The sequence below is a fragment of the Nibribacter koreensis genome (assembly GCF_039541795.1).
Taxonomy (GTDB): domain Bacteria; phylum Bacteroidota; class Bacteroidia; order Cytophagales; family Hymenobacteraceae; genus Nibribacter; species Nibribacter koreensis.
Genome location: NZ_BAABGX010000001.1, coordinates 744,533 through 757,252, shown reverse-complemented (window position 1 = coordinate 757,252; position 12,720 = coordinate 744,533). Strand labels below are relative to the sequence as shown.

Here is a 12,720-nt window from a genome sequence, read left to right as displayed (position 1 = left end):
GCTTCCAATGGGACCCACCCATTTCTAATTTCTAATTCATACTTTCTAAATATAAAAGATGCAGGCTTACCTAGACTTGATGCGCCATATTCTGGACAAGGGCGTGAAGAAAGAAGACCGTACCGGCACCGGTACTATTAGTGTGTTTGGCTACCAGATGCGGTTTAACCTGCAAGAGGGCTTCCCGCTGGTAACCACCAAGAAGGTGCACCTCAAGTCTATTATTTATGAACTGCTGTGGTTTTTGCGGGGCGAAACCAATGTAAAGTGGTTGCAGGAGCGGGGCGTGAGCATCTGGGACGAGTGGGCCGATGCCAACGGTGACCTGGGTCCGGTATACGGCTCGCAGTGGCGGTCCTGGCCCACGCCAGACGGCGGACACATTGACCAGATTGCGCAGGTCATCAATCAAATCAAGAACAACCCAGACTCCAGACGCCTCATTGTGAGTGCCTGGAACGTGGCCGAGGTCAACAATATGAAGTTACCGCCATGCCATGCGTTCTTCCAGTTCTACGTAGCCGAGGGCAAACTTTCTTGCCAGCTCTACCAGCGCTCTGCCGATGTGTTCTTGGGCGTGCCCTTCAACATTGCCTCTTATGCGCTCCTCACCATGATGGTGGCCCAAGTCTGCGACCTGGAACCCGGCGAATTCATTTGGACCGGCGGTGACACGCACCTATACACCAACCACCTGGAACAAACCGAACTTCAGCTAAGCCGTGAGCCCCGCCCATTGCCCAAAATGAAACTGAACCCCGCCGTGAAAGACATCTTCGGGTTTGACTTCGAGGATTTCACGCTGGAAGACTACCAGCCGTGGCCAGGGATTAAAGCGCCGGTGGCGGTTTAGAATGATATTTTTATATAATAGTTTTAAATTAATAATTAGGGGAAAATAATTTTGTAATGAAAAATTCTACTTTAAATAGTATTGCTGAAAATTGGAAACTTGAAGCAAAATTGGAAGACACTGAAAAATATTTTTATTATTCTACAGAAGTTGACAATATAATTAAAAAAAATAAGTGCTATGTAATTGGCAGAAAGGGCTCAGGGAAATCGGCCATATGTGAATATTTAATAAAAAGGAATGAGCATAATATATTTTCAACAAAATTGAGTTTTAAAAACTTCCCTTTTAATGAACTATATCATTTAGACAATCAAAAATATACTGCACCAAACCAATATATCACCCTTTGGAAATATTTAATTTATTCAAATATATGTAAATTAATGGTTCAAAATGAAAACATTGATTTATCTGTAAGAAGAGAATTAGAAAAAATTTACCCAAAAAGTTCTGTAAAATCCTTAGCAAGAACTATCAGTAACTGGACTTCTGCTGAGTTTGGAGCAAATGTTTTAGGCAATGGTGGAACTTTTAAGTTTTCTAAAGAGCAAAAAAATAATCCAATTCCTTGGATTGAGAAAGTTAATATTCTTGAGGATATTATTTTTGAATACTGCGATAATTCAGAATATTATATAGTCTTCGATGAATTGGATGAAGACTATCGTGTAATTACAGATGATGAAAATTCAGACCAATATATTTTTTTGGTAACAAGTTTATTTAAAGCTGTTCAGGATATAAAGTCAAATTTTATTGATAGTGATAAACATATCAAACCTGTAGTGTTTTTAAGAGATGATATTTATTCACTTGTTAAAGATTCTGACAAAAATAAATGGCGCGATTACAAAATTGAAGTTGAATGGAATGAGAAAAAATTAAAAGACCTTTTAGCATTTAGGATAACAAAGGATTTCAATTCAAATCACAACCCATTAGATTTCCAAAGAGCATGGGAAAAAGTTTTTTTTAGAGAAAAGATAGGATTTGGAAACAAACAGGAAAAGAAGATAGACTCATTTGATTTCATTGCACGAAGCACTCAATTAAGGCCTCGTGATTTTATTCAATATATTCAAGCTTGTGCTGAGGAAGCTTGTAATAAAAACTCTCAATTTATCAAAGAAAATAATATTAAGTTCGTTGATAGGTCCTTTTCAAATTATTTAAGAGATGAAATAATTGATGAGGTTTTTCCTGTTTTACCTGAAATAGAGGATTATTTCCAAATATTTGCAAACATTAGAAAATGGAACTTTAGCTTGCAAGAGTTTACAGAGGAATACAATAAATATTTAAAAGCTGGCACAATAAAGGAAAAAAATATAGATTATGTCTTAGATACAATGTTTAATTTTAGTGTGATTGGTAACCAGCATAAATCAAGGCATGAAGTTCTGTATTTCAAATATATGCACACTAATATGACATTTAATCGCACTGAAAATATTGTAATTCATAGAGGATTATTTAAGGCTCTTCAATTGTAATGAAATATTAATCGTCAGTAATTAATTTACAATATTTTTTTATTGAAAAGCTTTAAAATTTCTCAACAGAATCACGTTCTCCCCACCATCGTTGTAGCCCAATTTGCCTGCACCTCTCTTTGGTTTGCGGGCAATGCGGTGTTGCCTGAGTTGATTCCGCTGTTGCAGTTGGAGGCTAGTTCTTTGCCTCATCTCACGTCGGCGGTGCAGTTGGGGTTTATTCTGGGCACGTTGGTGTTTGCGGTGTTCACCATTTCAGATAGGTTCTCGCCTTCAAAGGTGTTTCTGGTGTGCGCGTTGGCAGGGGCGGGGTGTAATTTGAGTTTGTTGGGCGCCAGTGGATTGAGCTCGCTGTTGCTGTCCCGGTTTTTGACGGGCTTTTGTTTGGCGGGTATTTATCCGGTGGGCATGAAAATAGCCTCAGATTACCACCAGAAGGGCTTGGGAAAAGCGCTGGGGTTTCTGGTTGGGGCGCTGGTGCTGGGCACGGCCTTTCCGCATCTGCTCAAGAGCCTTACCCAGGGTCTGAACTGGCGCTACGTCATCTGGGGTACGTCGGGCTTGGCGGTGCTGGGCGGGCTGAGCTTGTTTTGGCTGGTCCCAGACGGTCCGCACAGAACCAAGAGCACCCAGCCCAATTTCAAAGCCTTCTTCCAAATCTTCCGGAACGCAGCATTCAGGTCGGCGGCGTTTGGGTACTTCGGGCACATGTGGGAACTGTACACCTTCTGGGCCTTTGTGCCAGTTCTGCTAGCCTTTTACGCTCAGGCGCATCCAGATGCTCAGCTCAACATTCCCTTACTTTCCTTTACCATCATAGGCATTGGGGCCGTGGCCTGCGTGGTAGGCGGCTATCTCTCTGGCCGCATAGGCAGCGCGAAGACGGCCTTCGGAGCCTTGGCGGTGTCCATGGTTTGCTGTTTGTTGTCGCCGTGGCTGGTGGGCCTGCCGTTTGCCGTTTTTCTAGGGGTGCTGTTGGTGTGGGGCTTTGCCGGGCCTATGGACTCTCCGCAGTTCTCCACGCTTGTAGCCAAGAACGCCCCGGCCCACGTGAAAGGCACCGCGCTCACCATTGTCAATTGCCTGGGCTTCGCGCTCACCATTGTCAGCATCCAATTCCTGCGCAGCATTCAAAACAGCATAGACCCTAAATATTGGTTTGTGTTCCTCGCCATCGGGCCGTTGTTGGGGCTGTTGGCCATGCGTCCATTAATGAATAATGATTAATGATTAATGAATAGTGATGAATGAGTGTCGTTTTTAGGCTATTTTCTGGAAAAGTGGCCAAAAACGGATTGCCTTTACTATCTGCGGGTTGTCTCCTTAAGGGGAGAATCCGTGCATAGAACCAGATTGTCGTTTTTGACCTGTTTTCTGGAATTGAGGCTAAAAATGGAATAGTTTTCTAAGAAATCAATAAGCCTTTAAGTAAGTGAAATCTCCAACCTACATTATGAAGTTTCACCTTCCTTCTGTAGTATCGCTTACCTAAGCAGGTTATCCCTTCTACTGCATTCGCGTTAAGGGATAATTACTTTATAGATACCAGACCTTCATTCAGTGGAATCACTCAGACTCTTCTCCATCATCATTGCGCTCTCTGCCGTGCTGGCGTTCATCAACGTACGGTTCATAAAACTGCCAGCCACCATTGGCTTAATGGTCTTGGCGCTCATCTTATCCTTGGGCATCTTGCTGGCAGGGACGGTAGCGCCAGAGATGGTCAACTTCTTGCGCGAAGTGCTGGTAGAGGTAGATTTCTCTGAGTTCTTGCTGGACATCATGTTGGGCTTTTTGCTCTTTGCCGGGGCCTTGCACACAGACATCAAGAAGCTGCACCAGGCGCGGCTGCCCATCATCACGTTTGCCACGCTGGGCACGCTCATCTCTACGTTTCTCATTGGTACCATCTTATTCTATATCCTGCCATTTCTGTACCAGGAGGTGGCCTACATTCATTGCCTTTTGTTTGGTGCCTTGATATCACCTACAGATCCCATTGCGGTCTTGTCCATCCTTAAAAAGACGGGCGTCTCTGAAGAGGTTGAGACCAACATCACCGGCGAGTCTCTCTTCAATGACGGCGTGGGCGTAGTTGTGTTCTTGTCTATCCTGAGCATTGCCAAAGAAGGCATGGCCGAGGTCACCACCTCAGAGATTGGCGTGTTGCTTTTGCAGGAAGTGGGCGGCGGTATTCTGCTAGGCGTCCTGTTGGGGTATGTGGGCTACAAGATGATGAAAGCCATTGACCACTACCAGACCGAAGTGCTCATCTCTTTGGCGCTGGTGATGGGTGGCTCAGCCATTGCGCCCTTGTTCCATTTTTCGGGGCCGCTGGCCATGGTAGTGGCGGGCTTATTTATTGGTAATAGAGGCGTAGAGTATGCTATGTCCAAAATCACGACAGACTACATTCACAAGTTCTGGGAAATGCTGGATGAGATCATGAACGCCATTCTGTTTGTGCTCATTGGCCTGGAACTGGTGTTAGTCCCCTTTCACAGATCCTACATTTACGTGGGCCTGCTGGTCATTGTACTTCTGCTACTAGTGCGCTGGGTATCCTTGATGGTGCCAGCCTTGCTGTTTAAGTTCAAGCATCGGTTCCCGGCTAAGACCTTGCTCATCATGACCTGGGGCGGCTTGCGCGGCGGTATTTCCATTGCCTTGGCGCTTTCCTTGACGGCGGCCATGGAACGCAACCTGCTGGTGTCGCTTACTTACATGGTGGTGCTTTTCTCTATCATTGTGCAGGGCTTGTCCCTGAGTAAACTGGTGAAAGCCTTGCATCCGGCTTCTAAAGAATTAGAAGAAGAACTGGACCTGAATGGGCAAACCAATGCGCACTAATCTATAACGTGAGAAGGCATATCCATCTTTACCTACTTGTAACTAAATGGCCTCTATAACCCTAGCAGACATTACCATCAGGACGTATTTGCAACCCGGCGATATTGGCTATGTCACCTATCTGCACGGTTTGCTGTATAAGCAGGAATATAACTTCGGGATAGCCTTTGAAGCTTACGTAGCCGCGGGACTGGCTGAGTTTTACCAGCAGTATGATGATAAAAGAAACCGCGTTTGGGTAGCAGAGCATGGTGGCAAAATAGTGGGCTTTCTATTGCTCATGGACAGGGGAGAAGCAGCCCAGTTGCGCTACTTCATCATCACGCCCGGCTTCCGTGGTCTGGGATTGGGTAAAAAGCTGATGGACCTGTACATGGCTTTTCTGCATGAGTGCGGTTATCAAACATCCTACCTCTGGACTACCCATGAACTGACCAAAGCCGCCAGCCTCTACAAAAGCTACGGGTTTCAGTTAAGTCAGGAAAAGGAGAGTGCAGACTTCGGGAAGACGCTCATAGAACAGCGCTATGATTTAGTAGTATAAGAGAACGTGTCACCAGCTGTTTTTGGCCTCTTTTCCAGAAAACAGCCCAAAAACGAAACTATGAAAGCCTTACTTCTCATTGACATCCAGAATGATTTTCTGCCCGGCGGTTCTTTGGCAGTGCCCGAATGTGATGCCATCCTGCCCATCGTGAACCATCTTCAAGCCAAGTTTGAGTTGGTAGTGGCTACCCAAGACTGGCATCCGGCCAATCATAAAAGCTTTGCGGGGCAGCATGCCGGCAAAAAAGTGTTTGACACCATTACCCTCAATGGTATGGAGCAGGTCTTGTGGCCGCATCATTGTATTCAGGGAACGCCCGGTGCAGAATTTGCCGAAGCCTTGGACATGCACCGCGTAGAAGCCATCTTCCGGAAAGGCACCAACCCCGAGATTGATTCATACAGCGGCTTCTATGACAACGGCCATCTAAAGTCAACGGCGCTGGCCGAATACCTGCGCGGTAAAGGCGTGACTGACGTCTACGTAGCTGGCCTGGCCGCCGATTATTGCGTGTACTTCACGGCCAAGGATGCCTTGCAGGAAGGCTTTGCCACTTATTTTATAGAAGATGCCACGCGGGCCATTAGCTCAGAAGGATTTGAGCGCGCCAAAGAAGACCTGCTTTCTAAAGGCGGAAAAGTCATTCAAAGCAGCAGTTTGTTGGCTTAGTCGGCGCGGTTTCTGAGTTCCACAATCACGTCCATCTTTTTCTGGTGCAGCTGCTGTTCCAGACCCACTTTGTAGATGTGCGGATTTAATAAGCGGCGGTAGGTTTCATGCAGGCTTTCTACCTGCTGTTTAGTACGGGTCTGAATGTCTTTTAAACTAGGAGAGGTGTACGCCAGTTGGCCATCTTTAAAGATGGGCACCAGCAGGTCTTCATGCGTGCAGCTTTCTTTAAAGCTTTTGTGTTGGGTGGGATCATTGGGGTGCACCATGGTAGAAGGCCTTGAGATACCCTGGTCTTCTGAATAGAGCATGTCGCCTACCAGAACGCCGTTGTCATAAAAGCGCCGCACTTGTAGTATGCCCGGGGTAGAGACCTTAATGAGCTGCTCAGAGAGTTTTACTTTGTAGTCCCAATGCCCTTCTTCATTCTTAAGCGCCGCCAGTTTATACACGCCGCCCAGGGCTGGTTGGTCATAGGCCGTAATCAATTTGGTGCCAATGCCCCAGGTATCAATGCGGGCGCCTTGTAGTTTCAAGCTTTCAATCAGGTATTCGTCCAGGTCATTGCTGGCTACAATGGATACCTTCTCAAAACCGGCATCGTCCAATAATTTTCGGGCTTCAATGCTCAGATAGGCCAAATCTCCAGAATCCAACCGAATGCCTTTCAACTCATGGCCGTTTCCCCTCATTTTCTGTCCTACGGCAATGGCTTTTTTGACGCCTTCCAGGGTGTTATAGGTGTCAACCAGAAACACTGAATCATCTGGGAAAACGCTGGCGTAGGTGGCAAAGCTTTCCTCTTCGTCATCAAAAGACATGACCCAGCTGTGCGCGTGCGTGCCTTTTAACGGGATGTTGTACAATTGGCCCGCCAACACGTTAGAGGTGGCCCCAACGCCGCCCACAAACGCCGCCCGCGTCCCAGATAAGGCTCCGTCTGGCCCTTGCGCTCTCCGCATGCCAAACTCTATGATGGCATCGCCTTTGGCGGCATCTACCATGCGCGCCGCCTTGGTGGCAATAAGCGTCTGAAAATTGAGAATGGTAAGCAGAGGCGTCTCTAATAACTGACACTGCAAGATGGGTCCCTGTACGCGCAATAAGGGCTCATTGGGGAACACCGCCGTCCCTTCTGGTATGGCGTCTACCGTGCAGGTGAATTTTAACTGCCGCAAATAGTCCAGAAAGGCTTTCTCAAACATGGGCTCCTGGGTACTGCCTTTTACCTGTGCTAAAAAAGCCGTATCCTCTTCTGTGAACCTAAAATTTTGCAACAGGTCAATGGCATCTTCTAGTCCCGCCGCAATGGTGTACCCGCCCTTGAAAGGATTCTTCCGGAAGTACAGATGGAAGACCGCTTCCTGCTCGGCCCGCTGCTGTTTCCAATACCCTTGGGCCATGGTCAGCTGGTACATATCGGTTAAGAGGGCAAGTGAGGGGCGGTAGCGTTGTGTAAGTTTCATAGCGGGGCACAAGGTTCTTTCAGGCAAGCATACGTTGATGCTCTAGATTGGTAGCAAGATACTTTTTAGCACCGAAAAACCTGGTAGCCAATAGGCTTCTCTGAAGCATTTTCTTACTGAAAATCCTCTTGCCTCTAAGATGAAACACACCTACTTTCTACCATCTCCAAGACAGTACCTAAACGGCTAATTCTCTGTAAATAAATGCCTTGAACTTGGGCTTTTTCTTTTATAAAACGTATATAAAATATACGATACTCGGCTTGGCCATCACCGCCAATTTCTAATGAACAGAGTTAAATTTCCAACCCCCTTTCTACTACCGTCATGAAACAATATTTACCAACCTTACTAGCCTTGGGCTTCTTTGCCGGCATCTTTCTGTTGGCATTCTCTTCCTCTGACACCCAGGTGGCCATGTACAGGGTCATCGGGTTTGTGGGCTTTGCGTGTGCCGCCGGTTTAGTGGCCATTTACTGGAACCGCCTGGTGGGGACCAGTAAGCCCAAAGGAGTCTCCAGAATGGAAGCCTATCTTAGAACTCCAGGCCGCTTCTCCAACCAATACGGTGGCATGTATGAACTAACAGACAGAATTAAGGCCATGCGCCAAAAAAGACACAGACCTACGCTGTTCAATCATTAACCATGGCTAAAGATGGCAGAACTACCAAGGCCATCCATGCATCCTATCCAAACTACTTTTAAAAAGCCTTTGGCGCTGCCGAAGGCTTTTTTATTGACAACTTATGTACCTGCACCGTCTAAAGAAGTTGACTTTTCAGTACCTTCATTCACCAACTGTATATGCTCTATATGGAAAAAGTAAACCTGCTTGAAAAGTTTGCGCACATCCCTGACCATTGGAACCCCAGGATAACCGGCGAATTGAACGGCCAACAAGTGAAACTGGCTAAGTTCTTAGGCGCTTTTGATTGGCACCACCATGACCATGAAGACGAGCTGTTTCTGGTAGTGCAGGGCGAGTTCACCATGGAATTCAGAGACAAGAACGTATTGGTGAAGGAAGGCGAATTTCTGATTGTGCCAAGGGGCGTGGAGCACCGGCCCGTGGCAGAAAAAGAAGCCGCTGTCTTGTTGTTTGAACCGGCGGGCACCGTCAATACCGGCAACTTACCCGACAGCGACCGTACCCGGCACACCTTGGACCGTATTTAGCAGCCAGCGTTTTAATAAAAGGAAACCAACAGTGATCTCCCAAAAACACAGGGTCTTTTTTGAAGTTGCCCGGCAACTGAGCTTTACCAAGGCCAGCCAGATTCTGTACATCAGCCAGAGTGCCATCAGTAAGCAGATTAAGTCCCTGGAAGAGTACTACAAGACGGGTCTGTTTGAACGCCACGGCAATACCATCAGCCTCACGCCCGCCGGTAAACTCCTCTATGAAAAACTGGAGGCCGTCCAACAGATCCAGAATGACCTGCACCATCAGCTACCACTTTTGAGTGAGGACTTCAAGCCTCAGGTGAACTTGGTCTTAGGGGCCAGCACTACCATCTCCCTGTACATTCTGCCGCCGGTCTTATCTGCTTACCTTACCCAGCACCCGCAGGTGCAGCTCAGTCTCAAAAACCGAAACAGTGAGAACATCCTCAAAGCCTTGCTGGACCATGACATTGACCTGGGCATTATTGAGGGCATCAACAAGGTAAGCCAGGTCACCTACACACCGTTCCTGACAGATGAAGTAATAGCAGTCTGTTCGCACCGTAATCCCCTCAAAAAGCACAACCTGGAGGTGAAGGACCTCTATAACATTCCGTTGGCCATTAGAGAGGCAGGTTCTGGCACCTTGGCGGTTCTAGAAGAGGCGCTGGTGCAGAAAGGCATCAAGCTGGCGCAACTGCCCGTACGCGTACGGCTGGGCGGGACTGAGGCCTTGAAGAATTTTGTGCGTGTAGACACCTGTTTGGCGTTCTTACCCCGGCAGGCGGTGGTGAAAGAACTGGCCTCTGGCGAATTGGTGGAAGTGAAGATTAAAGACCTGCACGTGCACCGCACTTTTAATTTTATTCAGCGCAAGGGCACCGAGAACAATGCCCCCTACAAGAACTTCATCCAGTTTATGAGGCGTCAATATTCCAAAACGGAATAGGCTATACCAAAAGGCTGTTTGATTTGGTCATACCCTTTGCCCTACTTGCCAAGGCAAATTTGAAATGGTATGACCTCTAATTCCCTCACCTCCATAAGCCACATCACCACGCTTTCCTGCTCAAAATGCGGTAAAGATTATTCACCTGAAGTATTACAACGCGTATCTGAGTGCTGTGCTATGCCGCTATTGGCCAGGTATGACTTAGAAGAAAGCTTTTCTAAAGATAGGCTACACGGCCGCGAAGGCACCATGTGGCGCTACCAGGAGGTGTTGCCGCTGCTGGATGAGAAAAATAAAGTCTCTCTGGGAGAAGGATTCACTCCTTTGCTCTCTCTTAAAGCCTTGGGCAACCTGTACGGTTTTGAGAACCTTCATTTGAAAGACGAAGGCAAAAATCCCACTGGTTCATTCAAAGCCAGGGGCTTGAGCATGGCCATTTCTAAAGCACTGGAGATGGGAGTGGAGCAATGCATTATTCCCACCGCCGGAAACGCGGGCGTGGCCATGGCCGCCTACTGCGCCAAGGCTGGATTGCCCGCCGTGGTGGTAATGCCCCGTCATACCCCCAAAGCCTTTAAGGACGAATGCTATTGGTACGGTGCCGAGGTACATTTGCTGGACGGTCTCATCCATGACTGCGCCGCCCACGTACGCCACCTAAACCAACACGGCGACTACCTGGACGTCTCTACGCTCAAAGAACCCTACCGGCTGGAAGGCAAGAAGACCATGGGCTACGAGATTGCCGAACAGCTTAACTGGTCTCTGCCCGACGTAATATTATACCCAGCCGGCGGCGGAACCGGGCTCATAGGAATCTGGAAGGCCTTCCAGGAAATGAAAGCCTTGGGCTGGCTGCCAGAAGATGTAAAACTGCCGCGCATGGTGGCCGTGCAAGCCCAAAACTGTAAACCGCTGGTAGATACGTATCTGGGGCTTCAGGAAAACTCTCAACACTACAACGGCCTGCCTACTTTGGCCAATGGCCTGGCCGTACCAAGACCCTTGGGCGAACCTTTGATGCTGGAAGTACTGGAACAATCTGACGGAACCGTCATGGCCATCACTGAAGAAGAGATGATAGAAGGCGTGCGCGAACTGGCTCAGAAAGAAGGCCTGTTTGTAGCCCCCGAAGGCGCCGCCACCTGGATTGCCGCCCGCAAACTATTAAAGCAAGGGTGGTTGCAGGCCCATGAGCAAATCCTTTTACTTAACACCGGCAACGGCCAAAAATACATGGAAAACATGGACGGCCGCTGGGTAGTCTAGCCGCTCTTTTCTAAATGGTTGTAAAGCGATGAGCTGTTTTTATAAAAAAACTTTCATCGCTTTCGTTTTTGGGCTATTTTCTGGAAAACAGCCCAAAAACGCTTCTGCCAGGGAAGGGCAAATGCGACAAGTGGATTACAAATGAGGCGTTTGGCGGATTGCTGCTATTTAACTAAACTGCCTTGGTTTTCCATCCTTCCTTTCTGGTATGTATTCAAGCACGTCGCGTTTCTGTATAACGGCTCTTTCTTTAAGTTTTCTGGCTTCCTGCGCGCCTTCGTATCAGAGCATCCACCAGAAGGCTATCCTAGTAGACACCCACAATGACGTCTTGTCACAGGTGGTCATGGAAGGGATGGCCATGGACCAGGATTTGACCGGAAAAGCCCATACTGATTTAGCGCGCCTGAAGAAAGGAGGCATGGACCTGCAAGTGTTTGCCGTCTTCTGCGATGAGACCTACGGGCCAGGCCGCGCTTTCTCTTTTGCCAACGCCCAGATAGATTCTCTTGAGGCAGTAGCCAAACGCAACCCAGACAAACTGCAGGTGGTGTATTCTCCAGAGCAAATGCAGGCGGCCATAAAAGCCGGCAGAATTGCGGCACTCACTGGCGTTGAAGGCGGGCACATGCTAGAGGAGAAACTGGAGAACGTAAACCACTTTTACCAGAGAGGCGTGCGCTACCTCACGCTTACCTGGAACAACAGCACTACCTGGGCATCATCGGCGGCAGATGAGGTGAAAGGCAATGGCAGAAAAGGCCTCACGGATTTTGGCAGGCAGATAGTCCAGCGCATGAACCAGGTGGGCATGATTGTAGACTTGTCTCATGTGGGTGAAAAGACATTCTATGACGTGCTGCAAACCTCCACTAAACCGGTGCTGGTCTCACACAGCTGCGCAGCCGCCCTTTGCCCGCATTCCAGAAACCTAACCGATGACCAACTCAAAGCCCTGGCTAAGAACGGCGGCGTGGTGCACCTCAATTTTTTCTCCGAGTTTCTGGACAGCACCTATAACCAGCGCGTAAAATCCTTTATTGGTGCGCATCAAAACGACATAAAAGCCTTGGAAGAAAAAGGAATTACCGGACCAGCGCTGAGGGCTGCATTGTACCGCCAATTCCCCAAAGAAACGGCTACCCTCAATCCGCCCATTTCTGTTTTAATAGACCATATAGACCACGTAGTGAAAGTAGCCGGCATTGACCATGTGGGCCTGGGCTCAGACTATGACGGCATCAGTTCTGCCCCTACAGGGTTAGAAGACGTGTCTACCTATCCTTTGATTACCAAAGCGCTTTTAGAGAGAGCCTACAAAAAGAAGGACATTGAAAAGATTCTGGGCGGCAACTTCCTCAGGATTTGGAAAGCAAACTCAGTTGGCACTACGGTCGCTTCTAAGTAATCAGCTACCGCCGTTTTTGGGCTGTTTTCTGCTAAACAAGCCTA

Annotated in this window: 12 protein-coding genes; 11 read left to right on the top strand and 1 reads right to left on the bottom strand. The window is 47.9% G+C overall.

Annotation, left to right across the window (positions count from 1 at the left end):
• Positions 1-58: 58 nt before the first annotated feature.
• The 6 genes from ABD880_RS03230 to pncA all read left to right on the top strand — a co-directional run bounded on the left by ABD880_RS03230 (position 59) and on the right by pncA (position 6,415).
• A complete protein-coding gene (locus ABD880_RS03230; RefSeq protein WP_345162284.1) occupies positions 59-853 on the top strand; it encodes a thymidylate synthase in 795 nt (264 codons plus the stop codon).
• Between the two features lie 56 nt (positions 854-909).
• The gene (locus ABD880_RS03225) at positions 910-2,349 is read left to right on the top strand and encodes a P-loop ATPase, Sll1717 family (RefSeq protein ID WP_345162282.1); all 1,440 of its coding nucleotides are present in this window, start codon (positions 910-912) and stop codon (positions 2,347-2,349) included.
• Between the two features lie 42 nt (positions 2,350-2,391).
• Positions 2,392-3,576 carry an MFS transporter gene (locus ABD880_RS03220; protein WP_345162280.1) on the top strand — a complete coding sequence of 395 codons (1,185 nt, stop codon included), beginning with the start codon at positions 2,392-2,394 and terminating at the stop codon, positions 3,574-3,576.
• A 333-nt stretch (positions 3,577-3,909) separates the two neighbouring features.
• On the top strand, positions 3,910-5,199 hold the full coding sequence (locus ABD880_RS03215) for a cation:proton antiporter (RefSeq protein ID WP_345162278.1): 1,290 nt from the start codon (positions 3,910-3,912) through the stop codon (positions 5,197-5,199).
• 46 nt (positions 5,200-5,245) lie between these two features.
• Positions 5,246-5,743, top strand: a complete 498-nt coding sequence (locus ABD880_RS03210; protein ID WP_345162276.1) for a GNAT family N-acetyltransferase — start codon at positions 5,246-5,248, stop codon at positions 5,741-5,743.
• A gap of 60 nt (positions 5,744-5,803) precedes the next feature.
• Positions 5,804-6,415, top strand: a complete 612-nt coding sequence (gene pncA / locus ABD880_RS03205) for a bifunctional nicotinamidase/pyrazinamidase (protein WP_345162274.1) — start codon at positions 5,804-5,806, stop codon at positions 6,413-6,415.
• Here the strand turns inward: pncA and ABD880_RS03200 are convergent.
• The gene (locus ABD880_RS03200; protein WP_345162272.1) at positions 6,412-7,881 is read right to left on the bottom strand and encodes a nicotinate phosphoribosyltransferase; all 1,470 of its coding nucleotides are present in this window, start codon (positions 7,879-7,881) and stop codon (positions 6,412-6,414) included. The two genes, pncA and ABD880_RS03200, sit on opposite strands and share 4 nt — an antisense overlap.
• 327 nt (positions 7,882-8,208) lie before the next feature.
• Between ABD880_RS03200 and ABD880_RS03195 the strand changes: the two genes are divergently transcribed.
• From ABD880_RS03195 to ABD880_RS03175, 5 genes are all read left to right on the top strand, one after another.
• On the top strand, positions 8,209-8,526 hold the full coding sequence (locus ABD880_RS03195; RefSeq protein WP_345162270.1) for a hypothetical protein: 318 nt from the start codon (positions 8,209-8,211) through the stop codon (positions 8,524-8,526).
• A 161-nt stretch (positions 8,527-8,687) separates the two neighbouring features.
• Entirely contained in the window at positions 8,688-9,059 is a 372-nt protein-coding gene (locus tag ABD880_RS03190) for a cupin domain-containing protein (protein WP_345162268.1), read from the top strand.
• 31 nt (positions 9,060-9,090) lie between these two features.
• Positions 9,091-9,996, top strand: coding sequence for a LysR substrate-binding domain-containing protein (locus tag ABD880_RS03185; RefSeq protein WP_345162266.1), 906 nt, complete (start codon positions 9,091-9,093; stop codon positions 9,994-9,996).
• A 69-nt stretch (positions 9,997-10,065) separates the two neighbouring features.
• Positions 10,066-11,268, top strand: a complete 1,203-nt coding sequence (locus ABD880_RS03180) for a threonine synthase (RefSeq protein WP_345162264.1) — start codon at positions 10,066-10,068, stop codon at positions 11,266-11,268.
• A 208-nt stretch (positions 11,269-11,476) separates the two neighbouring features.
• Positions 11,477-12,676, top strand: coding sequence for a dipeptidase (locus ABD880_RS03175; protein WP_345162263.1), 1,200 nt, complete (start codon positions 11,477-11,479; stop codon positions 12,674-12,676).
• Positions 12,677-12,720: the final 44 nt, after the last annotated feature.

Coding starts and splice junctions, on each gene's coding strand:
- ABD880_RS03230 (WP_345162284.1), top strand. CDS start 59: ATGCAGGCTTACCTAGACTTGATGCGCCATATTCTGGACAAGGGCGTG.
- ABD880_RS03225 (WP_345162282.1), top strand. CDS start 910: ATGAAAAATTCTACTTTAAATAGTATTGCTGAAAATTGGAAACTTGAA.
- ABD880_RS03210 (WP_345162276.1), top strand. CDS start 5,246: ATGGCCTCTATAACCCTAGCAGACATTACCATCAGGACGTATTTGCAA.
- pncA (WP_345162274.1), top strand. CDS start 5,804: ATGAAAGCCTTACTTCTCATTGACATCCAGAATGATTTTCTGCCCGGC.
- ABD880_RS03200 (WP_345162272.1), bottom strand. CDS start 7,881: ATGAAACTTACACAACGCTACCGCCCCTCACTTGCCCTCTTAACCGAT.
- ABD880_RS03195 (WP_345162270.1), top strand. CDS start 8,209: ATGAAACAATATTTACCAACCTTACTAGCCTTGGGCTTCTTTGCCGGC.
- ABD880_RS03190 (WP_345162268.1), top strand. CDS start 8,688: ATGCTCTATATGGAAAAAGTAAACCTGCTTGAAAAGTTTGCGCACATC.
- ABD880_RS03180 (WP_345162264.1), top strand. CDS start 10,066: ATGACCTCTAATTCCCTCACCTCCATAAGCCACATCACCACGCTTTCC.
- ABD880_RS03175 (WP_345162263.1), top strand. CDS start 11,477: ATGTATTCAAGCACGTCGCGTTTCTGTATAACGGCTCTTTCTTTAAGT.